Origin of the sequence: Kineococcus gurbantunggutensis, assembly GCF_050871925.1 — a bacterium.
GTDB lineage: Bacteria > Actinomycetota > Actinomycetes > Actinomycetales > Kineococcaceae > Kineococcus.
The window spans coordinates 1-22,960 of sequence record NZ_JBJLSG010000080.1 but is presented as its reverse complement, the minus strand read 5'-3'; the positions used below and the strand labels follow the sequence as shown (position 1 = coordinate 22,960).

24 protein-coding genes and 1 pseudogene are annotated in these 22,960 nt (G+C 76.6%); 10 read left to right on the top strand and 15 right to left on the bottom strand.

Going from position 1 to position 22,960, the window contains the following annotated elements:
• Window positions 1-28: 28 nt before the first annotated feature.
• Window positions 29-2,092 (bottom strand): alpha-glucuronidase, encoded by a 2,064-nt coding sequence (locus tag ACRYR7_RS15210; RefSeq protein ID WP_432572952.1) that lies wholly within the window; start codon window positions 2,090-2,092, stop codon window positions 29-31.
• 339 nt (window positions 2,093-2,431) lie between these two features.
• Between ACRYR7_RS15210 and ACRYR7_RS15205 the strand changes: the two genes are divergently transcribed.
• Window positions 2,432-3,631 (top strand): SGNH/GDSL hydrolase family protein, encoded by a 1,200-nt coding sequence (locus ACRYR7_RS15205; protein WP_432572951.1) that lies wholly within the window; start codon window positions 2,432-2,434, stop codon window positions 3,629-3,631.
• Window positions 3,632-3,695: 64 nt separating this feature from the next.
• On the opposite strand, the gene ACRYR7_RS15200 is transcribed toward ACRYR7_RS15205, so the two are convergent.
• Window positions 3,696-5,036, bottom strand: coding sequence for a glucarate dehydratase family protein (locus ACRYR7_RS15200; protein WP_432572950.1), 1,341 nt, complete (start codon window positions 5,034-5,036; stop codon window positions 3,696-3,698).
• Window positions 5,037-5,210: 174 nt separating this feature from the next.
• On the bottom strand, window positions 5,211-5,489 hold the full coding sequence (locus ACRYR7_RS15195) for a hypothetical protein (RefSeq protein WP_432572949.1): 279 nt from the start codon (window positions 5,487-5,489) through the stop codon (window positions 5,211-5,213).
• 129 nt (window positions 5,490-5,618) lie between these two features.
• On the opposite strand from ACRYR7_RS15195, the gene ACRYR7_RS15190 reads away from it, so the two are divergent.
• Entirely contained in the window at window positions 5,619-6,641 is a 1,023-nt protein-coding gene (locus ACRYR7_RS15190; RefSeq protein ID WP_432572948.1) for a hypothetical protein, read from the top strand.
• A gap of 14 nt (window positions 6,642-6,655) precedes the next feature.
• On the opposite strand, the gene ACRYR7_RS15185 is transcribed toward ACRYR7_RS15190, so the two are convergent.
• A complete protein-coding gene (locus ACRYR7_RS15185) occupies window positions 6,656-7,216 on the bottom strand; it encodes a nucleosidase (protein ID WP_432572947.1) in 561 nt (186 codons plus the stop codon).
• On the opposite strand from ACRYR7_RS15185, the pseudogene ACRYR7_RS15180 reads away from it, so the two are divergent.
• Window positions 7,119-7,886, top strand: a pseudogene (locus ACRYR7_RS15180) (GtrA family protein); the annotation flags it as partial. The gene ACRYR7_RS15185 and the pseudogene ACRYR7_RS15180 sit on opposite strands and share 98 nt — an antisense overlap.
• 96 nt (window positions 7,887-7,982) lie before the next feature.
• Here the strand turns inward: ACRYR7_RS15180 and ACRYR7_RS15175 are convergent.
• Together ACRYR7_RS15175 and ACRYR7_RS15170 are read right to left on the bottom strand one after the other, a co-directional pair.
• On the bottom strand, window positions 7,983-8,456 hold the full coding sequence (locus tag ACRYR7_RS15175) for a VOC family protein (protein WP_432572946.1): 474 nt from the start codon (window positions 8,454-8,456) through the stop codon (window positions 7,983-7,985).
• Window positions 8,457-8,639: 183 nt separating this feature from the next.
• Entirely contained in the window at window positions 8,640-9,710 is a 1,071-nt protein-coding gene (locus tag ACRYR7_RS15170) for a GlxA family transcriptional regulator (protein WP_432572945.1), read from the bottom strand.
• A gap of 230 nt (window positions 9,711-9,940) precedes the next feature.
• On the opposite strand from ACRYR7_RS15170, the gene ACRYR7_RS15165 reads away from it, so the two are divergent.
• A complete protein-coding gene (locus tag ACRYR7_RS15165) occupies window positions 9,941-10,837 on the top strand; it encodes an alpha/beta hydrolase (protein ID WP_432572944.1) in 897 nt (298 codons plus the stop codon).
• A gap of 42 nt (window positions 10,838-10,879) precedes the next feature.
• Here ACRYR7_RS15165 and ACRYR7_RS15160 read toward each other — a convergent pair whose 3' ends face one another.
• Window positions 10,880-11,638 (bottom strand): SDR family NAD(P)-dependent oxidoreductase, encoded by a 759-nt coding sequence (locus tag ACRYR7_RS15160; RefSeq protein WP_432572943.1) that lies wholly within the window; start codon window positions 11,636-11,638, stop codon window positions 10,880-10,882.
• A 180-nt stretch (window positions 11,639-11,818) separates the two neighbouring features.
• On the opposite strand from ACRYR7_RS15160, the gene ACRYR7_RS15155 reads away from it, so the two are divergent.
• On the top strand, window positions 11,819-12,679 hold the full coding sequence (locus ACRYR7_RS15155; RefSeq protein WP_432572942.1) for a helix-turn-helix transcriptional regulator: 861 nt from the start codon (window positions 11,819-11,821) through the stop codon (window positions 12,677-12,679).
• An 87-nt stretch (window positions 12,680-12,766) separates the two neighbouring features.
• Window positions 12,767-13,228: a hypothetical protein gene (locus ACRYR7_RS15150; RefSeq protein WP_432572941.1), complete on the top strand. Its 462-nt coding sequence runs from the start codon at window positions 12,767-12,769 to the stop codon at window positions 13,226-13,228.
• A gap of 221 nt (window positions 13,229-13,449) precedes the next feature.
• Here the strand turns inward: ACRYR7_RS15150 and ACRYR7_RS15145 are convergent, their stop codons facing one another.
• Window positions 13,450-13,968 carry a hypothetical protein gene (locus tag ACRYR7_RS15145; RefSeq protein WP_432572940.1) on the bottom strand — a complete coding sequence of 173 codons (519 nt, stop codon included), beginning with the start codon at window positions 13,966-13,968 and terminating at the stop codon, window positions 13,450-13,452.
• 167 nt (window positions 13,969-14,135) lie between these two features.
• On the opposite strand from ACRYR7_RS15145, the gene ACRYR7_RS15140 reads away from it, so the two are divergent.
• From ACRYR7_RS15140 to ACRYR7_RS15130, 3 genes are all read left to right on the top strand, one after another.
• On the top strand, window positions 14,136-15,104 hold the full coding sequence (locus ACRYR7_RS15140) for a LysR family transcriptional regulator (RefSeq protein ID WP_432572939.1): 969 nt from the start codon (window positions 14,136-14,138) through the stop codon (window positions 15,102-15,104).
• A gap of 263 nt (window positions 15,105-15,367) precedes the next feature.
• Window positions 15,368-15,877: a DUF1648 domain-containing protein gene (locus tag ACRYR7_RS15135; protein WP_432572938.1), complete on the top strand. Its 510-nt coding sequence runs from the start codon at window positions 15,368-15,370 to the stop codon at window positions 15,875-15,877.
• A gap of 190 nt (window positions 15,878-16,067) precedes the next feature.
• Window positions 16,068-16,373 (top strand): DUF4193 domain-containing protein, encoded by a 306-nt coding sequence (locus ACRYR7_RS15130; RefSeq protein ID WP_432572937.1) that lies wholly within the window; start codon window positions 16,068-16,070, stop codon window positions 16,371-16,373.
• 110 nt (window positions 16,374-16,483) lie between these two features.
• On the opposite strand, the gene ACRYR7_RS15125 is transcribed toward ACRYR7_RS15130, so the two are convergent.
• The 6 genes from ACRYR7_RS15125 to ACRYR7_RS15100 all read right to left on the bottom strand — a co-directional run bounded on the left by ACRYR7_RS15125 (window position 16,484) and on the right by ACRYR7_RS15100 (window position 21,262).
• Entirely contained in the window at window positions 16,484-17,236 is a 753-nt protein-coding gene (locus tag ACRYR7_RS15125; protein WP_432572936.1) for a hypothetical protein, read from the bottom strand.
• Window positions 17,237-17,438: 202 nt separating this feature from the next.
• Window positions 17,439-18,344, bottom strand: coding sequence for a hypothetical protein (locus ACRYR7_RS15120; RefSeq protein ID WP_432572935.1), 906 nt, complete (start codon window positions 18,342-18,344; stop codon window positions 17,439-17,441).
• Window positions 18,341-18,949, bottom strand: coding sequence for an RNA polymerase sigma factor (locus ACRYR7_RS15115; RefSeq protein WP_432572934.1), 609 nt, complete (start codon window positions 18,947-18,949; stop codon window positions 18,341-18,343). The genes ACRYR7_RS15120 and ACRYR7_RS15115 overlap by 4 nt, the downstream gene beginning before the upstream one ends.
• Before the next feature lie 75 nt (window positions 18,950-19,024).
• Window positions 19,025-19,258 carry a helix-turn-helix domain-containing protein gene (locus tag ACRYR7_RS15110; protein ID WP_432572933.1) on the bottom strand — a complete coding sequence of 78 codons (234 nt, stop codon included), beginning with the start codon at window positions 19,256-19,258 and terminating at the stop codon, window positions 19,025-19,027.
• Between the two features lie 108 nt (window positions 19,259-19,366).
• Window positions 19,367-20,068: a hypothetical protein gene (locus ACRYR7_RS15105; RefSeq protein WP_432572932.1), complete on the bottom strand. Its 702-nt coding sequence runs from the start codon at window positions 20,066-20,068 to the stop codon at window positions 19,367-19,369.
• 183 nt (window positions 20,069-20,251) lie between these two features.
• Window positions 20,252-21,262 carry a 1-aminocyclopropane-1-carboxylate deaminase gene (locus ACRYR7_RS15100; protein WP_432572931.1) on the bottom strand — a complete coding sequence of 337 codons (1,011 nt, stop codon included), beginning with the start codon at window positions 21,260-21,262 and terminating at the stop codon, window positions 20,252-20,254.
• A 91-nt stretch (window positions 21,263-21,353) separates the two neighbouring features.
• Here ACRYR7_RS15100 and ACRYR7_RS15095 point away from each other — a divergent pair, with 91 nt between their 5' ends.
• Window positions 21,354-21,998 (top strand): GntR family transcriptional regulator, encoded by a 645-nt coding sequence (locus tag ACRYR7_RS15095; protein ID WP_432572930.1) that lies wholly within the window; start codon window positions 21,354-21,356, stop codon window positions 21,996-21,998.
• Between the two features lie 407 nt (window positions 21,999-22,405).
• Here ACRYR7_RS15095 and ACRYR7_RS15090 read toward each other — a convergent pair.
• Window positions 22,406-22,960, bottom strand: a 555-nt coding sequence (locus ACRYR7_RS15090) for a DeoR/GlpR family DNA-binding transcription regulator (protein ID WP_432572929.1), incomplete at its 5' end; no start/stop codon positions are given.

Here is a 22,960-nt window from a genome sequence, read left to right as displayed (position 1 = left end):
GGCGCCCGCGGGCGCCGGGCCGCACGCCTCAGGAGATGCTCCGCCCCTGCGCGTCCGGCACGCCGGAGTGGCGCAGGAAGTACGTGGTGAGCTGGTCGCGCCACTCCCGCGCGCTGCGCACCTGCTCCTGCAGCCGCTCGCGCACCCGCGCCCAGGTCCGCTCCTCGACGCGGCCGCGCGCGCCCTCCCACAGCTCCACGAGCTCCTCCGCCGCCCGCGCTCCGCGGAAGTGCGTGTCGTACACGTGCTGCACGACCGTCGAGCCGCTGGAGAGGACGTGGCCGTAGGGCACGTGGTGGAAGAAGAGCAGCAGCTCGTCCGGGCACGTCTCGAGCGACTCGTACACCTCGCGCCACGGAGCGGGGTACTGGCCGGTGAAACCGGTGCCCGTCGCGCGCGTGCGGTCCACCCCGATGCCGTCGCGGTCGGCGAAGTGGTACGTGCCCCACGGGGTGTACTCGTACCCGTCCACGTCCGGGCCGTAGTGGTGCCCGGGCCGCACCATGAACCCCACGCCCAGCGGGGCGGTGTAGTCCTCGTAGGTCCGCCACGAGCCGTCCATCACCCGGTGCAGCAGCTGCGCGAGCACCTCGTCCGGCCCGAACGTCAGGTGGATCCACTCGTCGAGGACCGCCAGCGGGTCCAGCTCGGGGTCCCAGGCCAGGCGGCCCAGGGCGTAGAGGTTCGCCTGCGCCAGCGGGTGCCCCGTCCAGAACTCGTCGTCGCCGGCGTTGGAGACCGCCACCACCCCGCCCGAGCGGGCGCCGGGACCGCGCCCGGCCGCCACGTCGGCGACGGTGGCGCCCCCCTCGCCCCACAGCGGGAACCGCAGGACCTCCGACCACAGCGGCCCGAGGTAGCACACGTGCTTCTGCTGGCCGGTGTACTCCTGCGTCACCTGCAGCTCCACCGCCAGGCGCGTGCGCGGCATCGCGGCGATCACCGGGGACACCGGCTCGCGCACCTGGAAGTCCATCGGACCGTGCTTGACCTGCAGCACGACCGCGTCGTCGAAGCGGCCGTCCAGCGGCGAGAAGTGGTCGTGCGCGGCGCGGGCGCGGTCGGTGGAGCGGTCCCGCCAGTCCTGGCGGTGGTCGTAGACGAACGCCCGCCAGAACACCGTGCCCCCGTGCGGGGCCACCGCGCGCGCCAGCAGGTTCGCCCCGTCGGCGTGGTCCCGGCCGTACGCGAACGGCCCCGGCTGCCCCTCGGAGTCGGCCTTGACGACGAACCCGCCGAAGTCGGGGATCCGCGCCCACACCCGTGCCGCGGCCTCGGCCCACCACCGCTGCACCCGCGCGTCCAGGGGGTCGGCGGTGTCCAGGCCGCCCACGGTCACCGGTGCGGCGAACGAGACGGACAGGTGCGTGCGGATCGCGTGGCGCCGGAACACCTCCGCCAGGCGGGCGACGTCCTCGAGGCCGTCGGTGAGCAGGCGCGCCTCGGCCGCGTGCACGTTGACGTTGTTCACCGCGATCCGGTTCACGCCCGTCGAGGCCAGCAGGCGCGCGTACCCCTCGACGCGGGACAGGTCCTCGCGCAGGCGCCCCCCGGACCAGAACAGCGACCCGCCGGAGTAGCCCCGCTCCACCTGACCCATCACGGGGTGCGGCACCACGTTGTCCCAGTGGTCGAGCATGCGGATCGCCTGCACGGGCTCGTGCACCTCGTCGACGACCTCCTCCCCGGCGGGCGCGGACGGGCGGCGCAGCAGCGCGTGCAGCCCGTACAGCAGACCGGCGCCGGTGCGCGCGACGACGACGGTGGTCGCGGCGGTGCGCACGAGGCGGAAACCCTCCGCGGCCAGCTGCGGACCGCCCTCCGCGGCCACCCGCACCGCCGGCGGCCCCTCCGCCCCGGCCCACAGCGCCACCCCCGCGGCGGTGGCGAGCACGACGGAGGGTGGCCCGGCGGGGTCCGGTTCGCGCAGCAACCGCCCGCCGTGGCGGGAGGTGGCGAGCTCCAGCTCCGCCGCGACGGTGCCCAGCACGGGGTCCTCCTCGAGGCCGGGCGCGAGCAGCAGCACCGTCCCGGAGCCGAGCGGGGCCAGGGCCGCGTCGGGCAGCCAGGCGGGGGAGACGTGCGTCGTCATGGTGGACCTTCGTCGTCGGAGGCGTCGGGGGAGCGGGCGCGTCGGCGGTTCCGGCGGGGTCCTCGGGAACCCGCGGGGTTCCACCGCGCCCGCCGGCGCAGCGCGCTCCTCGACCCTACGAGAGCACCGCCGGGGCCGCAATCACCGCCGCGACCGCTGCGGCGTCCCCGTGGGGGTTCCACGGGGTTCCGCGGGGTTCCTCGGGGTTCCTCGGGGGTTCCTCGGGGTTCGCGCGTTAGGGTCGCCCCGGGGGTTCCGGACGGCCGGGGTCCCGGGTTCCCGGGAGGTGGGTGCGGTGCGTCCGGTCGCTGCGGTCGTCGGCGGGTTCCGGTGGTGCGCGTGAGCGCGCACTGGGTCCACACCTGGGCGTCGGCGCAGCAGCGCGCCCAGCCCGCCGACCTGCCGCCCGCGCGCGGTGCGGGCTGGGCGCTGGCGGGGGCGACGCTGCGCCAGACGGTGCGCTGCTCCCTCGGCGGCCCCCGCGTCCGGCTGCGGGTGTCCAACGCGTTCGGCGACGCGCCGCTGACCGTGGTGCGCGCCGGCCTCGCCGTGCCGGACGGCGGGCGAGCCGGTGCCCGCGCGGTGGCGGGCACCCCGCTGCCGGTGACGTTCGCCGGGCGCCCCGGCACCGACGTCCCGCCCGGCGCGCTCGTCGTCTCCGACCCCGTGGAGCTGCCCGTCGCGGCCGGCGAGCACCTCAGCGCCACCCTCGCGTTCGCCGCCGGCACCGACCCGGGCGGCACGACGACCCACCCGGGTTCCCGCACGACGTCGCACGTGGTGCCCGGTGACCGGGTCCACGAGCCCGACCTGCCCGGTGCCGCGCCGGTCGAGCACTGGTACGTCCTCAGCGGCCTGGAGGTGCCCGCCGGGCGGGACGCGGGCGCGGTGGTGCTGCTGGGCGACTCCCTCACCGACGGGCGCGGCTCCACGACCGACGGGGCCGACCGGTGGTCCGACCGGCTGCTGGAGCGCCTGCTCGCCGCGGGCGCGGGCGGCACCGCCGTGCTCAACCAGGGGATCGGCGGCAACCGGGTGCTGAGCGACGGCGTGGGGCCCTCGGCGCTGGCCCGCCTCGACCGCGACGTCCTCGCCCTCGGCGCGGTGCGCACCCTCGTCGTCCTCGAGGGCGTCAACGACCTCGGCACCGCCGCGGCGACGCCGGACGCCCAGCGCGCCGCGGCCGCCGGCCTGCTCGACGGCTACCGGCAGATCGCGCTGCGCTGCGCGGCGCGCGGCGTCCGCGCGCTCGGCGCGACGCTGCTGCCGTTCGGCGGTCACGACGGCTACGACGACCCCGGCGGCCTGCGCGAGGCGGCCCGGCAGCGGGTCAACGCCCACCTGCGCGCCGGCGGCCCCTTCGACGCCCTCGTCGACCTCGACGCCGCCCTGCGGGACCCCGCCCGCCCGTCGCGGCTGCGCGCGGACGTCGACGGCGGCGACCACCTGCACCTGTCGCCGGCCGGGTACGCCGCGCTCGCCGCCGCCGTGCCGCTGGACCTGCTCGCCGCCGGGGCCGCGCCGCCCGCGGTGCGGTGAGGGACCGCCCGTCACGGTCCCGCCGGCACCCCGGTGCCCGTGCGGGCTGCCGGGGCGCCGGCGCTCACCAGCGCGCGGTGTTCGGCGAGAACGACGGGTCCACGGTGCGCATGTACCCGGTGTCGTCGCGCTCGCGCAGCCCGCAGCGCAGGTACTGCTCGTGCAGGCGCCCCAGCGCGTCGGGGTCGATCTGCACGCCCAGCCCGGGTGCGGTGGGCACCCGCACCGCGCCGTCGGCGAAACCCAGCACCCCGGGCACCACGACGTCGTCCTCGGGGCGCTTCCACGGCCAGTGCGTGTCGCACGCGTAGTCCAGGTTCGGGGTGGCCGCGGCCAGGTGCGTCATCGCGGCCAGGGAGATGCCCAGGTGGGAGTTGGAGTGCATCGACAGCCCCATGCCGAACACCTCGCAGATGCGCGCGAGGTCCTGCGAGCGGCGCAGCCCGCCCCAGAAGTGGTGGTCGGACAGGACGACCTGCACGGCGTCGGCGCGCACCGCCGGGGCGAGGTGGTCGAAGGCGACCACGCACATGTTCGTCGCCAGCGGCACCTCGGTGCGCCGGTGCACCTGCGCCATGCCCTCGATGCTGGGCGTGGGGTCCTCCAGGTACTCCACGACGCCTTCAAGGGCCTGCGCCACGCGCACGGAGGTGTCCACGGTCCAGGCCGCGTTGGGGTCCAGGCGCAGCGGCAGGTCGGGGAACTCCGCGCGCAGCGCCCGGACCGCCTCGACCTCCTGCTCGGGGGGGAACACCCCGCCCTTGAGCTTGACGGCGGTGAAGCCGTACTCCTCGACCATGCGCCGCGCCTGGCGCACCAGGCCGGCGGGGTCCAGGGCCTCGCCCCAGTCGTCGTCCTGGTCCAGGTGGTCGCCGTGCCCGCGGGTGCCCGGGTGCGCGGCCCACTTGTAGAACAGGTACGCGCTGTAGGGCACGGCCTCGCGCACCGCGCCTCCCAGCAGGTCGCTGACCGGGCGCCCCAGCAGCTTGCCCTGCACGTCCAGGGCGGCGACCTCGAAGGGGGAGAGCACGCGGTTCAGGGTGCTGGAGGTGGTGACCTGCCCGCCCATGCCGTGCCCGCCGGTGCTGGTGTCGCGCGCCAGGGTGGCGGCCACGCGCGCGGCCATCGCGTTCAGGTCGAACACGTCCGCGCCGACCAGGTCCGCGGCCGCGGCGCGCACCCGCGCCAGGTGCACGGCGTCGCCGTAGGTCTCGCCCAGGCCGGTGCCGTCCTCGGTGTGGACCTGCACGACGGTGCGCAGCGCGAAGGGTTCGTGGACGCCGACGTTGTTCAGCAGGGGCAGGTCGCGGAACGCCACGGGCGTGACCTCGACGCTCGTGATCCGGTTGCGCGGGCCCCCGCGCGCGGTCCCGGCGGTGGTGGTCGTGGAGGTGGCGCTGGTCATGACATCCCTCTTCCTGCGTGGTGCTGCACCGTCACCGGCCCGGTCCGTGCCGGCCGCGCCGTCGGTGCCGTCCCGGTACCCGGCGCAGGCGGTCCCGGCGTCGGGTGACCGTCGCCGGCACGGGCGGTCGGGCCGTGCGGGCGGCCTGCGGCAGTCTTCCGCACGCGGCGGGCGTCAGTCGACCCCGTGCGGTCGCGGCGGGTCCCGCCGGCGCCTGCGCCGCACGTGGCAGGTGACGGCCGTGCCGACGGCCGCGGCGGTCATCGCGGCGACGACGACGGCGATCGGCAGGGTCGCGATCAGGGCGGAACCGCCGGGCAGCAGCAGCGCCGAGGACCAGGCGGCCACGGTGGTCGCCAGCGGTCCGGGGCGGCGCGCGGCGCCCGCGGGACGGGGGCGGTGGGCGGGGGCTGCGGTGCTGGGCAGCGGGGTTCCTGTTCCACTGGTGGCCACGCTGGTGGCCGAGGTGAGCGGGTTCCGCCAGCATGTGCTATCGACTGTCAGCTGACAACCGTAAGGCGGTGTGTGCGGGTGGAGGGAGCGACCGGTGCGCTGGACGGGACGAGGACCTCGCCGCGGTGCGTGCACCTCGTGGGGTCCTTGCCGCAGTTCCACGACGCCGAGCAGGCCCTGGCCTGGCAGGTGCACGAGCTCTCGGGGCGGGTGCGCCGCCTCACCGGCGGGGAGACCGGGGACCGCTCGCGGTGGATCGTGCCGATCGTGCAGCGCCTGGCGGGGCAGCCGGTGCTGCGGCGCACGCGCTCGGGGGAGTGGTCCGGCTACGACGACGTCGACCGCTTCGCGCTGCGCCGCGGCCGGCGCCTGCTCCCGCAGCACCTGGACCTGCGCATCGCGCAGAACGCCGAGGAGGAGCTGCGGGTGTTGTCGGGCCTGCAGCACCCGGCCACGCCGGACCTGCCGCTGCAGGTGTGTGTCCCGGGCCACCTGGACGTGGCGCTGTTCGCCTTCGGCCTGGTGGCCGTGCCGCGCACGGCCGGCGCCGTGCGCCGCGCGCTGGGCCGGGAGATCGCCGCGACGTTCGCCCGCGCCGGCCGCGCGGTCGTCTTCCAGCTCGAGCTGCCCGCCGAGCTCGTGGCGCTCGCCGCCGCGCCGGCCCCGCTGCGCGGCGCGCTGGCGCGGGTGCTGGCCCGCCCGGTGCTGCGCCAGGTCGCCGAGGCGCCGGCGGGCACCCGTTTCGGGGTGCACCTGTGCCTGGGGGACCTGGGGCACCGCGCCCTGCGGCAGCTGACCAGCACGGCGCCCCTGGTCTGCCTGACCGCCGCGCTGGTGCGGGCCTGGCCGGCCGGGCGCAGCCTGGAGTTCGTGCACCTGCCGCTGTCCGGCGGGGAGGCGCCCCCGCCGGTGGACCCGGCCTTCCACGCCCCGCTGCGGGCCCTGCGCGGGCTCGTTCCCGAGCACGTGCAGCTGGTCGCCGGCCTGGTCCACGAGGAGCAGGCGGAGCAGGACCAGGACCGGGTCCTCGCCGTCGTCGAGGAGGTGCTGGGCAGGCGCGTGGACGTGGCGACCTCGTGCGGGCTGGGGCGGCGTTCACCGGCCGCGGCGGCGGCCGCGGTGCGGGCGAGCCTGCGCCTGCTCGACCGGTGAGCCCGCGCCGCGTCTCAGCGCAGTTCCCGCGCCAGCCAGTCCCCCAGCACCCTGGCGCTCGCGTCGACCCGCTGCGGCCAGTCCAGCGACTCCGCGTCCGCCTGGTCGCTGACGTGCTTGACCAGGCGGCACTCGACGCCGGCTCGTCGAGCCGCCCACGCCACGGCGAAACCCTCCATGTCCACCACGTCGGCCCTGCGCGCCAAGCGCTCGCGCAGCGCGGCGTCCGTGACGAAGGTGTCACCGGTGGCCAGGACGGACCCGTCTCCCCCGGCCAGCTCGATCTCGGTGGTGACCGGGTACCCCATGGCGGCCAGGACGTCGCCGCTCAGCTCGTGGTCGACGACCCTGGAGGGCAGCAGCAGCCCCGAGCGGCCCGGGCGCAGCGCCCCCACCGTCCCCACGTTCACGACCACCTCGACGCCCGGGCGCCGCGCCAGCTCCCCGGCCACGGCGCAGGACGCGGACACCTTGCCGATGCCGGTGATGAGCACCGCCAGGCCGGCGGGCACGTGCGCGGCCTCCGCCTCGGTGGCGGCGACGACGAGCACGTCCGGTGCCACGACCGGTGTCACGACAGGCCCTCCAGGTCCTCGGGTCCAGCAGGTGTCCAGCCGCCGTCAATGTACGGCCGGCACCGCCGGCACCGGGTGTGCGGGTGCTCCAGCACGTGCTGCCCGTCCAGCCGCCGGTGCACCCGTCGGGGGATGCCGGGGCCCCGGCCTGCTGCTGGAGGATGACGCGGAACCGGTTCGTGGGCACGATGTGCTCGAGGCGCGCACGACCCAGTCTGTCCTCGTGAACACCGGCACCCCCTCGCGCCCCGTCCCGGTGAGCCCCGTCCCGGCAGGACCCGGAGCCCGGCTGCTGGACCGGTACCGCGGGCCCGTGCGGTCCTGGCCCCTGCTGCGCTTCGTGCTGGCCGGTCTGGCCGGCAACGGTGCCCACGCGCTCGTCTTCCTGCTGCTGGGTGCCGCCACGGCGCTGCCCGTGGCGGTGGTGAACGTGGTCGCCGCGGTGCTCTCCACCCTGCTGACCAACGAGCTGCACCGCCGCTTCACCTTCCGCCGGGCCGCGCGCACCCCCTGGTTCACGGGGCACGGTGTCGGTGGTGCCACGGCGGTGGCCGGGCTGGTGCTGAGCACCGCGGCCGTGACGGCCTGGCACCACCTCGTGCCCGGCGCCGGCCCGGTCAGCGGACTGCTCGTCGTCCACGTCGTGACCGCTCTGGTCGGCCTGAGCAACTTCGTGCTGCTGCGTGCGGTGCTGCGCGCCCCGGTGCGGTCCGCGGGGCCGGAGGGGAGCGCGACCGCGGGGGCCGCGCCCCGGCCCCGGGGCGGGTCAGTCGCCGGGTGCGCCGGGGGTGGCGGTGCCGGGGTGGGTGTAGAGGCAGAAGGGGTGCCCGGCGGGGTCGGCCAGGACGTACAGGGGTTCCTCGGGTTCGTCGGTGCGGTGCAGCAGCAGCCTGGCGCCCAGCTCCTCCGCGCGCCGGCGCTGGGCGTCGAGGTCGTCGGGGTCCTCGACGTAGAAGCACAGGTGCATCTGCATCGGCACGTCCGGTGAGGGCCAGGTGGTGCGGTGCAGGGTTTCGACGCGCTGGAACGCCAGGAGCCGCTGGCCCTGGGCGGTGAGCAGGACGAGCCAGTCGGGGTCGTCGGCGCGGTCGTCCCGGGCGTCCCCGCTCTCGTCGGCGGTGCGGGGCGGCTCGTCGCCGGGGCGGTAGGTCAGGCCCAGCAGCCGGCGGTAGAACTCGGCCAGCTGACGGGCGTCGGTGGCGTCCAGGACGGTGTTGACCAGGCGCGGGTAGCTGTGCACGTCGTCTCCTCCCGGGGATCGGGTGTGGTGCGGGCGCAGGTCGTCGCAGCGGTGCGCCGCGCTCGGCGGGGCGTGTTCGCGTCCCGGGTCCTCGACGTGAGCGTGCAGCACGGCCTGCCCGGGCGCACCCGCACCGGCTGACCCGGACGCGACCGGCGAGCTCGGCGCCCGCGTCGTGCGTCCTCAGGCGGGCGAGGGTGCGGGAGTGCGCGCAGGGGGTGGCGCGGGCAGGACCGCGGGCCGGGTGCGGAAGGTCGCCCGGTAGGCGGCGGGGGTGGTGCCCACGGTGCGCGTGAAGTTGCGGCGCAGGCTCTCGCTGCTGCCCAGCCCGACCGCGGCGGCGACCTGGGCGACGGGGAAGTCGGTGCCCTCCAGCAGGACCTTGGCCTGCCGGACGCGCTCGGCGGTGATCCAGTCGAACACGCTCACCCCGGTCGCGGCCCGGAAGCGGCGCGCCAGGTGCCGTTCGCTGAGGTGCTCGCGGCGGGCCAGCGAGGCCAGCGTGTGGGGCTCGGCGATGTTCTCCCGGATCCAGGACAGCAGCGCCTGCACGTCGGCCCCGCCCGGGCCGCGCTCGTCGGTGCGCAGGCGGTGCTCGACGAACTGCGACTGCCCACCGGGGCGGTGCGGGGCGCTGATGAGGACGCGGCTCAGGTCGTTGGCGTAGGCGTGCCCGAGGTCCAGGGCGAGCAGGTGCAGCGCCAGGTCGGTGGCCGAGAAGATGCCGCCGGAGGTGTGCACCGGGCCGTCGTCGACCCACAGCCGTTCCGCGGCCAGCCGGGCCCGGGGGAACGCCGCGCGGAACTCGCGCGCCAGCAGCCAGTGCGTGGTGGCCGTCCTGCCGTCGAGCACCCCCGCCGCGCCGAGCACGAACGCTCCGCTGCAGAAGGAGACCATGCGCGCTCCCGCGCGGTGCGCGGCGGCGACGGCCGAACACAACCGCCGCGAGCGCCCGGCCAGCGGTTCCTCCACGCCGGGGACCATGACGGTGTCCGCGCTCAGCACCGTCTCCAGGGGAGCCAGCGGTCCGGGGTCCACCCCGGAGGGCAGCACGTGCTGGTCGCCCTCACCGACCAGCACCAGTTCGTAGGGGTTCTCCACGTCACCGGTGAGGGCCGCCAGCGAGGGCACGCGCCGGCCGAAGACCTGCTGCGCGACGGCCAGTTCGAGCGTGACGGTGTCGGGCAGCACCACCAGCGCGATGACGTGCTTGGCGCGACCGCGGCTGGTCGCGGGGAACTTGCTCGGTCGCACCAGGACTCCCTCCCACCGGGTGCCGGCGACTGCCTCCGCCGCCCGCCCGGGGCTCCCGGTGCGCCCGGGGGCGCTCCGGGCGTCGGTCGGACGTGGCCGGATGTGTGGGCATCGTGGCAGGACGCGTGGGATCCGCCAAGGCCCGCGGCGCCAAGGTGGGGCCGTCGGGCTGCCACCACCAGCAGCCACCACGGGCGGCCCCGGGCGGCCCCGGTCACGGGAGGACGACGATGAGCAGCCAGGACCCGCGCAGCACCCCGACCGCGGCGGACCTCGACTTCGCCGCGGCGGCGAACGCCTCGGGCCGCACGCCCGTGCTCTTCGTGCACGGCTTGTGGTTGCACGCCGCCAGCTGGCAGCCGTGGGTGCGGCTGTTCGAGTCCGTCGGCTACGCCGCGCACGCCCCCGGCTGGCCCGGCGACGGCGCCACGGTCGCCCAGACCCGCGCGCACCCCGAGCGGCTGGCCGGAGTGGGCATCGAGGCGGTCAGCGAGCACCTCCGCCGCCTGATCGGCGCCCTGGAGGACGCTCCGGTCCTCGTCGGGCACTCCTTCGGCGGCCTGGTGGTGCAGAAGCTGCTCGGGGAGGGGCTCGCGCGCGCCGCCGTGGCCGTCGACCCCGCGCAGATGCGCGGGGTGCTGCACCTGCCGCTGGTGCAGCTGCGCAACGCCCTGCCGGTGCTGGCGAACCCGGCCCGCTTCAGCGGCACCGACGAGCAGTCGCCCGAGCGCTTCGCGCGCGCCTTCGCCAACGCGGTGCCGCGCGCCGAGTCCGACGACCTCCACGCGCGCTGGAGCATCCCCGCGCCGGGCCGGCCGCTGTTCGAGGCGGCGCTGGCCAACGTGCTGGTGTCGACGCCGGCCGCCGTGCGCACCGGCGCCGAGCGCGGGCCGCTGCTGATCGTCGGCGGCGGGCGGGACCGCACGGTCCCCGCGCTCACCACCCGCGCCATCGCCCGGCGCTACCGCGACGGCTCCAGCACCACCGAGTACCACGAGTTCGCCGACAGGGGCCACTCGCTCGTCGTGGACTCCGGCTGGCGCGAGGTCGCCGAGCACGCCCTGCGGTGGCTCACCTCCGTGGGGCACCCCGCCGCCGTGGGCCCGGCTCCACGGCGTGCCGGTTGACCCGCCCCCTGCGGGGCCGGCGCCGCCGCGGTGGGCGAGGCGTCAGAGGGACTGCCCCCCGGAGAGCTCGATGCGGGTGCCGTTGGCCCAGCGCAGCGCGTCGGACAGCAGCGCCGGCACGGCGGCGCCGATGTCGTCCGGCTCACCGACCCGCCCCAGGGCGGTGGCACCGGCCACGGCGCGGTTGAGCTCGGCGTCGTCGCGCACCGCGCCGCCGCCGAAGTCGGTGGCGACCGCTCCGGGCACCAGGGTGTTGACGCGGATGCCCCTCTCGCCCAGCTCGGCGGCCTGGTAGCGGGTCAGGGTTTCCACCGCGCCCTTGGCCGCGGCGTAGGCGGCGTAGCCGGGTGTGGTGAAGCGGGCCAGGCCGGAGGAGACGTTGAGGACCCTTCCACCGCTGGTCATCAGCGGCAGCAGCGCCTGGGTGAGCAGGAACGGTGCGCTCACGTGCACGCGCAGCATCTCCTCCAGCTGCTGCGCGCTCGTCCGCGTGTACGGCGCGCAGGTGCCGTAGCCGGCGAAGTGGACGACGGCGTGCAGGTGCTGCGCGCCCGCAGCGGCCAGGGCGTCGGCGACGGCGGCGGCGAAGGCCTCGAAGGTCGACGCCTCGGCGACGTCGAGCTGCAGGGCCACGGCGGGGACCCCGAGGGCGGTGACCTCGGCGACCACGGCGTCGGCTCCGGCCCGGTTCGAGCGGTAGGTGCCGATGACGCCGGTGCCCGCCCGGGCGAGGTGGCGGGCCGCGCTGCGGCCCAGGCCGCGGCTGGCGCCGGTGATCAGGGCGATCTGCTGAGGAGCCACGGGGAGTACCTCTCGGTCGGTGCTGTCGGTCGGTGCCGGTCCTCCGGCACCGCTCGTCCAGCGCTGGTCGCTGGAGCGCTCGACCAGCGTCGACCCGCACCGCTCGCCCGGGGACGTACGGCCGGTCCCCGGACCGGCTGTCCGGGGACGGCGGCGCGCGCGACGGCCACACTGGCCGGCATGACCCACGGGGACCGGCAGGAGCTGGCCGCCTTCCTGCGCCACCGCCGCGAGCAGCTGCAGCCCGCCGACGTCGGCCTGGTCGCCGGTGGCCGGCGCCGGGCGGCGGGCCTGCGCCGCGACGAGGTGGCGCTGCTGGCCGCCATCTCCACCGACTACTACGAGCGCATCGAGCAGGCCCGCGGAGCGCGGCCCTCACCGGAGGTGCTGGGTGCGGTGGCGCGGGCGCTGCGCCTGACCGTCGAGGAGCGCGACCACGTCTACCGCCTCGCCGGGCAGGAGCCCCCGCCGCGGCACCGCTCCCAGGGGTGGGCCGACGCCGGCTTGATGTGCGTGCTCGACGCCCTCGCCCCGACGGTCCCGGCGCTGATCACCGACGACCTGAGCGTCGTCGTCGCCCAGAACCCGCTCAACGTCGCGCTGCTGGGCCCGCTGGCCACCGGGAGCGGTCTGCGCCGCGCCTTCGTCCACCGCTGGTTCACCGACCCCGACCTGCGCTCGCGCTACGCGCCCGAGCAGCACGAGCAGCTCGGCCGCGAGTACGTCGCGGACCTGCGCCGGGTCAGCGGCGCCCGCGCGGGCGAGGCGGACGTGCGCGCGCTCGTCGACGCCCTGAGCGCGGCGAGCGCGGAGTTCCGCCGGATCTGGGCGCTGCAGGAGGTGGCGCTGCGGCGCACGACCCGCAAGGTGCTGCAGCACCCGCAGGTCGGGCGCTTGGAGCTGCAGTGCGACGTCGTGCTCAGCCCGCCGTCCGGGCAGAGCCTGGTGCTCTTCCGCCCGCAGCCGGGCACGGGCACCGCCGACCGCCTGGAGCTGCTGCGCGTCGTCGGGACGCAGGACCTCGCACCGGCGCCGCGGTGACGCGCGTCGCGGGGTGGCGCAGCCGATCGACCCGCGAACCGGTGCCGCCGGCTGCGGCCGGCCGCTGCCGGTGGCACCGTGGGGCGGGTGAGCACCGCCTCCGGCCGTCCCGCTTCGCGCCGCGACCCCCTCCTGCCGGCCCTGGTGGGGGTGCCGGTGGTGGGGGCGGTGGCGACGCTGGCGGTGCAGCTGCACCTGGCGAGCTGGGACGTCCTGGCCGAGGAGGTCGGCGTGGCGCTGTTCGCGCTGCTGGCCTGCGGGTGGGCGCTGCTGCCGTTCGCCGCGGCCGTCGTGGTGGGTGTGTGCGTGCACCGGCACTGGCGCGGCGGCAGCGCTGCGGCGCTGGTGGGAGCCGTGCTGCTGGTGGCCTTCACCGCGTGGCTGCTGTGGAGCGTGCTGACCGACGAGTCCTCCACCGCGGTGCTCGGTCTGCTGTTCGCGCCGTTCGTGCAGGGTGCTGTGGTCGGGGTGACGATGGCGGCTTCCGTCGCCGTGGCGGGGCTGCGGCGCCGCCGGGCGGCGCGAGCCGGTGAGCGCCTGCGCCGGTGAGCGCCTGCGCCGGTGAGCGCCTGCGACGCCGGGGTGCGCGGGCAGCCGCGGTGATCGCGGTCGGCGGGCCGTGCTCAGTGCTGGGCCCCGGCCGGTGCCGCCCCGCGGCGGGGTCCCCGGGGACGCGCTGTGCTCCTGCTGCCCGTCGCCACCGACCGCGCCCAGGGAGGTGGCGCCCAACGAGGTGGCGCCCGAGGCTCTGGCCGCACCGCCGGCGGTCGTCATGTCGCGCGGCCGGCAGGATCAGCGAGCTCGCCGGGGGCGCGGGTTCCGCGTCCTCGCAGCAGGGTTGGTCGCTGCCTGGCGCGGACGGCGCGGTCCAGGGGGACGCGTCCGACCAGGGCGGGCAGGACACCGGCAGCGGTGATGGCGACCGGACCCCAGCCGGTGCGCAGCGCGGCGACGGCCAGCAGTCCGGTGACCAGGCTGATGCAGTTGAAACCCACGGCGGCGACGTAGCCCGCGGACGTGCCCTCGCCGCGGGCCGGGCGGTGCTGCCAGGCGCGGACGCTGCGCCAGCTCATCACCAGCGACAGGACGAGCAGGGCCGAGAACACCACGTCCAGGACGGCGGTGCCGCCTGCCCGCCCGACCCACAGGGCTCCGGCCAGGGTGGCGCTCATCAGCACGGTCCCCACCGCGTGCACCCCGACGAGGGCGGGGTACCGCAACGCGGCCAGGCCCGCGGCCAGGGCCACGGTGGCGGCGGCGGCGTGGACGAGGATCAGGATCGCGTGCATCGGGTGGCCTTCCGGGGGCGGTCGGGTGGTGGGGCGCACGGCGCAGCGCGGTGGTGACGGCGAGCCCGAGCCCGGTGAGCACCGACAGGGTCGCCCCGTGCGGCGGGGCGGGTCCAACAACTCCTCGCACCGTTGACAACCCGTGGTTGTCGTGCGTTCGTTCGGGGGTGGACATCGACACCGGGCTGCTGCGCGCGCTGGTCGTCCTGGCCGAGGAGCTGCACTTCGGCCGTGCGGCCACCCGCCTGGGCCTGAGCCAGCAGGCGCTGTCCAAGCGGATCGCGCGGCTGGAGGGCGAGCTGGGCGCCGTGCTGGTGGACCGCGCCGACCGGCGCCGGATCCGCCTGAGCGCAGCGGGCCAGGACGCCCTGCCCGCCGCGCGCGAGGTCCTGACCGTGCTGGAGCGCCTGGACCCCGCTCGCGGGCGCGCCGGGCGCCTTCGCGTAGACGTCATGAGCACCGACCTCGTCACCACGACCTGGGTGCGCCGGGCCACCCGCGCGCACGGCCTGCCGCTCGACGTCGTGCACCGGCCGGTGCACACGACGGCCGAGCACCTGCTGCGCTCCGGCGGCGCGGACCTCGCCTTCGGCCGCTCCGGCGCCGTGCCCTGCCCGTGGCCCACCGGCGTGCGCCACCGGCTCGTGCTGCTGGAACCCCTGGCCGTCCTCGTCCCCGAGCACCACCGCTGGGCCCGGCTGGAGGAGCTCCCGCTGGGTCAGCTGTCGGGGGAGCACCTGTGGTTCCCGATGGCCGCCGCGCCGCTGGAGTGGCGCAGCTACGCCGCCGAGCTGTGCCTGCTCGCCGACGTCGAGCTGGACACCACGGGTTCCACCTTCGGGTTCCAGCAGTGGGCCGAGGACGTCATCACCGGCGTCTGCGCGCCCTCGCTCATCGGTGAGGCCATGCGCCCACCGGATCCGCGCACGCGCACCGTTCCCCTCGTCGACCCGACCCCGGTGTTCCCCTGGTCGCTGCTGTGGCGCGAGGAGCTGCCCGCCGGGACCGTCTCGGCGGTCCTGACCGGGATGGGCCTGACCGCGCCGGCCCCTCGTGCGGGGTCCGGGGTCTGGGTGCCCGACGCCGACCGGGAGTTCCTCGACCCGGGTCGAACCACCCCCCGAGACGGCCGGTGAGACCCGCAGCGATCCGGGACAGAGGACCGGCAGGACGTCGACGACGGCGCCGGGGCCGTCGCCCGTCGGAACCGCGGCCGAGGCGCGGATGAGGCTCGACGTGCCGGGGTGGGCGTCCGGGCGCTGCGCTGCCACGGGGAGCAGGGCTGCTGCAGCCGCGACGCACCCCGAGGCTCCGGAGAGCTGCTCGTCCACCTCCACTCGTCCAGCAGCGTGCGCTCTCGTCCAGCAGCGCGCGTCGCCCGTTGGCTAGGGTCGCGAGCGTGTCCCGCAGCGCCGCACCGCTCGCCTTCGCCGTCACCACCGCCGCCGCCGTGGCGGCCGTGGTCGTCGCTGCGGCGGTGCTGCCCGAGCGGGTCCCCACGCACTTCGGCGCCACCGGCGAGGCCGACGACTGGAGCTCGCGCGCCGGGGCCGTGACGTTCCTGGCCCTGCTCACCACCGGTGTGGCCGGGATGTTCGCCGCCTTCGCACGGGGAGCGGCGCGGATGTCGATGGAGTGGGTGAACGTGCCCCACAAGCAGCGGTGGATCGAGGCGGGCCTGGAGGCGGAGCTGCGCCGGCGGTTGCGCGTGGACCTGCTGCTCTTCGGGGCCGGCACCAACGTGCTGGTCCTCGCCACGACCCTCGCGACGGTGCAGGCCGCGCGCTCGGGAAAGGACGCGCTGCCGTGGTGGTGGTTCGTCGTGTTCGCGCTGTGGCTGGTGGCGACGACCGCGCAGGCGGTGTTCGTGCACCGGGTGCGCTACCGCCTGGAGCCGGTGGTGCGCTGAGGTCGGCCGGACCTGGCTGGAGCGGTCCCGCTCGTCACCCCCCGGGGGGCTCGCAGAGCGGGCACGCCGGGTGCGTCGGTGGCAGCGGGCATGATGCGGGTCGCCGCGCGGTTGAGGGCAGTGCTGCGCCCCTGGAGGGGGCACGTGCACGCGCACGGCGAGCAGCGCACGAGGTGGGGGAGAGGAAACGATGGCGACCGACTACGACGCGCCGCGCAAGAGCGACGAGGACCAGGACGCGGACTCGATCGAGGAGCTGAAGACCCGTCGCACGGACAAGGCCTCCTCGGCCAGCGTCGACGAGGACGAGGCGGAGGCCGCTGAGGGCTTCGAGCTGCCCGGGGCGGACCTGTCGGGCGAGGAGCTGTCGGTGCGGGTCCTGCCGCGCCAGCAGGACGAGTTCACCTGCTCCAGCTGCTTCCTGGTCAAGCACCGCAGCCAGCTGCACCCCAGCAGCGCCGGTGAGCAGCTGATCTGCAACGACTGCGCCGCCTGATCGGCCGGCTGCCGGCGAGGTGCCCCACCGGGTTCCGGGCCCGACGCGGGGACCCCGGCGGTCGTCCGCACGCGCGGCCGGCCACACGGGCGAGCGGCGCGCGCGGGTGGCTACGACGCCTGCGGTGGGGTTTCGAGCCGGTCGTCGGCGCCGACGGCGTCGACGAGGGTGCGCGGCCCTGCCACCACGGTGCAGTCGGCGTCTAGGTCGCTCAGCACCAGCCAGGAGCGGTCGGCCGGCCACAGCGCGGTGGGCCCGTGGCGCTCGAACCAGCGCTGCTCTCGGTAGCGCCGGGTGCGCCCCAGCGCGCGCACCGCGGCCAGCGGGCCGGCCAGGAGCAGGCACGTGCGCAGCACCTGCACCCGGGGTGCGGCGCGGAGCACCTCGGCGGGCAAGGCGGGGCCCTGCGCCGGCTCGACGTGGTGGGGATCGCCGTAGACGTCGAGACCGGCGCCGCTGACCCACGGCAGGCCCTCGTCCAGGGCGATCGTGCACGAGGCGCTGGAGCCGGACCAGCGCGTCAGGTGGCTCAGCAGCGCGTCCCAGCCGGCCTCGCCCAGCTCACCGAGCTCGGGCTCGCCACCGGGCCAGGCGCTGCGGGTGGTGCGACGGGTGTGCACGGTGGCGGAGACGTCCTCCCACGTGCTGTGCGGGTGCAGCGGGCGGCCGGTGCGGGCGGCGACCTGCGCCCAGGTGACGGGGTCGCCGTCGGTGTCGGTGGCCGGGTGCAGCAGCCGCGCGGTGGCGGCGAAGGTCGGGAAGCAGCAGCCGTGGAGGAAGGGCTCCGGCGGCACGACGCTGCTCAGCCAGGTGGCGTCTCGGGTGGAGCGGGCAGGGGCCGGCTGCAGCGTCTGGGTGCGCACCGGCTCAGTGTGGGGCCGGTCCTGCTCGCCCCTCGCGACCTGGCACCGGCAGGAGGGTCAGGCCCCACAGCGCTGACGGCACCTCGCAGGAGCGAGCGGTCACCCGGAGCGCGAACAGCAGCACGAGGACGATCAGGAGGGGGCGCTGGTGCCAGCGCTGGCGGCGCGGTGCTGGCGCTGCTGGTGGCGCGGGCTGATCGCCTCACAGGTCCTGGGCGGAGACCCCGCGGAGCACGGTTCCGTCCTCGAGGGTGACGTCGAGGGTGTACGCGGGCACCAGGTGGGTGCCGTCGCACTCGCCCGCGCAACCACCTCCACCACCCGGGAGGAGCGGCTCGGTGCCCTCGCGCATCGCCGGGCCCGGCCACCACGCGGCGTAGTGACCGTCCTGCACCGTCGCCTGCACCACGCGCCCGCCGGGGGCGTGGACCGTGATGGCTGCGACGTGCTCGCCCGCGAGCCCGTCGATGACCGACAACTCGTCACCGGGGGTTCTCTGCTCGTAGACCCCGGCGTCGGAGACCGCGTCGGCGGCCGGTCGCACCACCCCTCCACCACCGCCGCCGGCGATGAACTCAGCGTCCTCCTCCCCGGCGGGCAGGCCCACGATGCACATCAGCACCGCCGGCTCCGCCGTGCCGTCGTCCATGGCCAGCAGGACGAGGTCTCCACGGCGTTCGGCCAGCCGGGGTCGCAAGCTCGCGCCCCCATCACCGAGCAGCGAGTTGGCTGAATCGGCGCACGCCTCCTGCGCTGCGCTGACATCGGCCCGGCTGGCCGCGGTCGGCACCGGTGTCCAGGAGGCCGCGTACGCCGTGCCGCCACCACCGAGCAACGAGGGGGTCGAGACGCACAGCGCCGCGATGCCGGCGGCCAGTCCGACGCCGGCCACGCGCAGCCCGGTGCGCCGGGGGCGCGGCAGGAGCGGGTCGCGGGCTGCCCCGTTGCGCGGTGCGCGCGCCTGGGCGGTGATGCGCTGCAGCGCGGCGTCAGCGCGCACGCGGGCGTGCTCGTCCAGCGGGGTGGGCAGTGCCGCGTCCAGGGTGCGCAGCGCGGCGTCGATGCGGGCGTCGGAGGTGCGGGCGTCGGGGGTGCGGGCAGGGTTCATCGGGTCGCTTCCAGGGTGTCGTCCACGAGGGGGTGCGGGGGAGGCGGTGCGGCAGCGGGCCCCGGCCCGCCGGTGTCGGTGTCGGCCAGGTGCGAGCGCAGGACCCTGCGGGCTCGCATGAGGCGCAACCGGTAGCCGGTGGCGCTGGTGCCCAGCACCAGCGCCGCTTGCGCGGAGGTCAGGTCCTCGAAGACGGCCAGGGCCAGCACTTCCTGCTCCGCTGGGCTCAGGCGGTGCCAGGCCGCGGTGAGGTCGAGGGTGGCGACGAGGCCGTCGTGGGGCGTGCTGCTGGTCGGGGCGGTGCGATCGGCCAGTCGGACGGTGAGCGCCCGCGCTCGGCTGCTGCCCCGGTGGGAGGTCAGCAGGCGGTTGCGGGCGATGCCGAAGACCCAGGCGCGTTGAGCCTCTAGACGTCGCGGGGCGTCGTCGAAGCGGCGCCAGGCGATCAGCAGGGAGTCGGCGACGACGTCCTCGGCGCCGCCGACCGCCTCCCCTGGCAGGCGACGGCTCACGAAGCGCAGCAGGTCGGCGTGCACGTCGGCGTACAGCGCGTGGAAGCGTTCCTCGGCCGCGTCTGAGGTCTCGGGTGTCCGTGGGGGGCTCACACCCGTCTCCTGACCGGCACCGGCGTCACTGTTTCACTCCTCCAGCGCGCGCGGGTCGGCGGTGGCCCAGCGGTGTCAGGGTGCGAGCGGTGCCACGGTGAACAGGTCGCCGGGTTGGCACTGCAGCGCGTCGCACACCGCGGTCAGGGTGGAGAAGCGCACCGCACGGGCGCGGTCGTTCTTCAGCACCGACAGGTTCACCACGCTCACCCCGGCGCGCTGGGCCAGTTCGCTCAGCGTCATGCCCCGCAGGGCCAGCAGCTCGTCCAGGTGGCAGGTGACGCGGTGCGCGCGCTCAGCCGCGTCCACGACGCCTGCCGTCCCCGCGCCTGCCGCCACCACGGCCGCCCTGCCGCAGCGCGGCCGGTGCCCGGGGCGCCGGCCGTGGCCCCGGCACCGGTCCTGCCGGCGGCGGGCTCACACCAGCCCCTCCAGCTCGCGCTCCTGGCGCTCGCCCTGGCGGAAGGCCTCGGCCAGCACCAGCAGCACCAGCGCGATCAGGTCCCAGACCCCCAGGTGCAGCCACGGGGCGGTGCTCAGCGGGCTGTCGGCACCGCCCAGGCCCAGGCGCTCGAGCACGCGCCCGGTGGCCAGGGCCGGCAGCAGCGGGGCAAGGTGCGCGGTCAGCGCGCTCAGCAGCGCCAGCTGGGCCAGGCGGCGGGCGTTGCCGGCGCCGAAGGCGCGCGCGGCGGCGATGGAGGTCAGCACCGGGCGCAGCAGCAGCGCGGCGGCGCCCAGCCCTGCGCCGGCCAGGGCGAAGTGCCCGCGGGAGAGGAACTGCTCGGTGCGGGTGGAGCCCCACGCGGACAGCTCGGCGGGGTAGCCCTGGGCGTCCTCGGGGGTGACGAGGTCGATCGCGGTCAGCCGGACGTGCTCGAGCACCTGCTCGCCGCTGGTGGAGGAGGCGGGCACGGGCAGCCGGCGGGCCTGGTGCAGCTGCCGGCCCTGCGCGGAGGCGGGGTCGACCTGCACCTGCACGCGCACGCTGGCCGGTGCTCGGGTGGCGGCGTTGATCGCGTACGCCGGGCCGGCGACGAGGGCCAGCAGGCCGAGCACGGTCAGGGCCTGGGCGAGCAGGTCGAGGAGACCGGGCCGCACGTAGCTGCTCGTCCGCGTCACCGCGCACCTCGCATATCGATCATCGATGGGGTGCCCACTGTGGTGCACCGGTGCTGGTGGTGTCCACCGCTTCGCCGCGCTGCCGCACCGGGCGCTGAGGGGGTGAGCCGCTCCGGGGCGCTGACCGGTCGGGGGCGCGGGCGGAACCCCGGCCGGCTCCGCGGCCCGGCGGCGCTCGCGCGGCTAGTCCCGGAACAGCGCCGAGTAGGCGTTGAGCGCGGGCTGTCCACCGAGGTGGGCGAAGAGCACGTCGGAGTCCGCGGGGATCGTGCGCTGGCGCACCAGGTCGATGAGCCCGGCCATCGACTTGCCCTCGTAGACGGTGTCGAGGACGACGCCCTCCAGGCGCCCCACCAGGCGGATCGCCTCCAGGGTGGAGGCCACGGGCACGCCGTAGCGCTCGCCCGCCCAGCCCTCGAGCACCTCGATCTCGTCCTGGCGCAGGTCGCGGCCCAGGTCGATCAGGTCGGCGGTGCGGCGGGCGATGCGCTCGACCTGCGCGCGCGTCTCGGCGGGCTTCGCGGAGGCGTCGATGCCGATCACGCGGCGCGGGCGGTCCTGGGCGGCGAACCCGGCGATCATCCCGGCCTGCGTGGAGCCGGTCACCGAGCACACCACGACGGTGTCGAAGAAGACGCCCAGCTCCTGCTCCTGCCGGTGGACCTCCTCGGCCCAGCGGGCGAAGCCCAGCCCGCCCAGGCGGTGGTCGGAGGCGCCGGCGGGGATGGCGTAGGGCGTGCCGCCGGCGTCGCGCACGTCCTGCACGGCCCGCTCCCAGCTGGGCTTGAACCCCACCCCGAAACCGGCCGGGTCCAGGCGCACCTCGGCGCCGGCGATGCGCGAGAGCATGATGTTGCCGACCCGGTCGTTGAGGGGGTCGGGCCAGTCCACCCAGTTCTCCTGCACCAGCACCGCCTTCAGGCCCAGGTGCGCGGCGACCGCGGCGACCTGGCGGGTGTGGTTGGACTGGTACCCGCCGATGGAGACCAGCGTGTCCGCGCCCTGCGCCAGGGCCTCGGGCACCAGGTACTCCAGCTTGCGCGTCTTGTTGCCGCCGTAGGCCAGGCCGGAGTTGACGTCCTCGCGCTTGGCCCACACGCGCGCGCCGCCCAGGTGGGCGCTCAGGCGGTCCAGCGGGTGCACCGGGCTGGGCCCGAAGGTCAGCGGGTGGCGGGGGAAGTCGCGCAGGGCCACGAGGGGTCCTTCCGGAGCAGGGGCGGGCGTGCTGGGTGCAATATTTTGCACCCAGCACGCCCGCGTCAAGACCGGCCCGTAGCATCGGCGCGTGCCCGTCCCCGCCGCCCAGGGCGTCCACCGCCGCGACCTGCTGCGCGACCGCGTCTACGCCTCGCTGCGCGACGCCATCGTCGAGGGCACCCTCGCGCCCGGAGAGCAGCTGCGCGACGCCGACCTGGAGGCCTGGCTGGGGGTGAGCCGCACCCCCATCCGCGAGGCGCTGCAGCGCCTGGAGCAGGTGGGCCTGGTCACCACCCGGCCCGGGCGCTCCACGAGCGTGACGCCCATCGACTCCGAGACCACCCGGCACGCGCAGCAGGTCGCCGCCGGCTTGCAGGAGCTGGCCGTGCGCCTGGCGGTGCCGCGCATGGGGGAGCAGGACCTGGCCGCCATGCGCGGGGCGAACGAGCGCTTCGCCGCCGCCCTCGACGCGCAGGACACCGTCGCGGCCCTGTCCGCGGACGACGACTTCCACGCCGTGGCCCTGCGCGCCGCCGGGAACCCGCTGCTGCGCGCGCACTTCGCGCAGGTCTCTCCCGTGCTGCGGCGCGTGGAGCTGCGCCGCTTCGGCTCCGGGGCCGGGCGGGCCTCCGTCGAGCAGCACGAGCGCGTGCTGGCCGCGTGCGCCGCCGGTGACGTCGAGACCGCCGCGCGCGCCGTGCGGGAGAACTGGCACTCCCTGCAGGAACCGTGAGCACCGCCGGGCAGGGTTCCGATCGTCGTCGACCGGCCCGGCGAGCCCGCACGGGCCGGCTCGCCCCGGTCGTCCCCCCGACCCCCACGGACGCCCCCGTCAGGCGCTCGCGGTCCCGTCGCCGACCGTGTCCGCGGGTCGCCGCGGGCTCGTGCTCCGCCGCCAGGGGGGTGACGTCGTCGGACAGCGGTCCCCCCCCGTCCACCGGACCGCGACGGGTTCGGCGTCGGCGCCCGGTCCCAGCGGCAGCGACGCCCGTGCCGGTTCCACGGCCAGTGCCGCCCCCGCGCGCAGCAGCCGCGGTGGCCGCCCTGCTGCTGGTGCGGTCCCGCCTGGACGGGGGGCGGCTCGGCCCGCGCTGAGCCGGGCCCCGGTAGCACCGGTGGCGAGGCCGGGCCCGGAGCGCCTCAGCAGACCTCGACGTGGACGCCGGCGGCCCGCAGGCGGTCCAGGACGGCCGCCGGTGCGGAGTCGTCGGTGACCAGGACGTCGATCTCCTCCAGGGGGCAGACGACCGCCAGGGCGCTGCGGGTGAACTTGGCGCCCTCGGCGATGAGCAGGGTGCGTGCGGAGGCGGCCCGGATCGCCTGCTTCACCGCGGCGTCGCCGAGGTCGTAGGCCATCACCCCGGCCTGCGGTGAGGCCGCGCAGCAGGTCATGACCGCGGTGTCGAAGCGCAGCGCGGCGATGGAGCGTTCCGTGGCGGGGCCCACCAGGGTCCCCTCCGGTTTGCGGACCGATCCGCCGGGCAGGACGAGGTCCACGCCGGGGCTGCCGCTCAGGGCGGCGATCGCCTGCACCGACAGGGGCACGGCGCGGAGGCGCCGGGACGCCAGCGCGGGCGCGGCCGCGGCCCCGGGGGTGGCGGTGTCGATGACCACCGCCTCGCCCTCGGCGATCAGGGCGGCGGCGGGGGCGGCCCGGCCCGGCTTCAGGGGGGGGTGGTCGGGTGCGCGCACGTG

What these genes read in the sequence shown, in the direction of transcription:
- ACRYR7_RS15210 (WP_432572952.1), bottom strand. Translation starts at nt 2,092, where the DNA reads ATGACGACGCACGTCTCCCCCGCCTGGCTGCCCGACGCGGCCCTGGCC.
- ACRYR7_RS15200 (WP_432572950.1), bottom strand. Translation starts at nt 5,036, where the DNA reads ATGACCAGCGCCACCTCCACGACCACCACCGCCGGGACCGCGCGCGGG.
- ACRYR7_RS15165 (WP_432572944.1), top strand. Translation starts at nt 9,941, where the DNA reads ATGAGCAGCCAGGACCCGCGCAGCACCCCGACCGCGGCGGACCTCGAC.
- ACRYR7_RS15155 (WP_432572942.1), top strand. Translation starts at nt 11,819, where the DNA reads ATGACCCACGGGGACCGGCAGGAGCTGGCCGCCTTCCTGCGCCACCGC.
- ACRYR7_RS15145 (WP_432572940.1), bottom strand. Translation starts at nt 13,968, where the DNA reads ATGCACGCGATCCTGATCCTCGTCCACGCCGCCGCCGCCACCGTGGCC.
- ACRYR7_RS15130 (WP_432572937.1), top strand. Translation starts at nt 16,068, where the DNA reads ATGGCGACCGACTACGACGCGCCGCGCAAGAGCGACGAGGACCAGGAC.
- ACRYR7_RS15120 (WP_432572935.1), bottom strand. Translation starts at nt 18,344, where the DNA reads ATGAACCCTGCCCGCACCCCCGACGCCCGCACCTCCGACGCCCGCATC.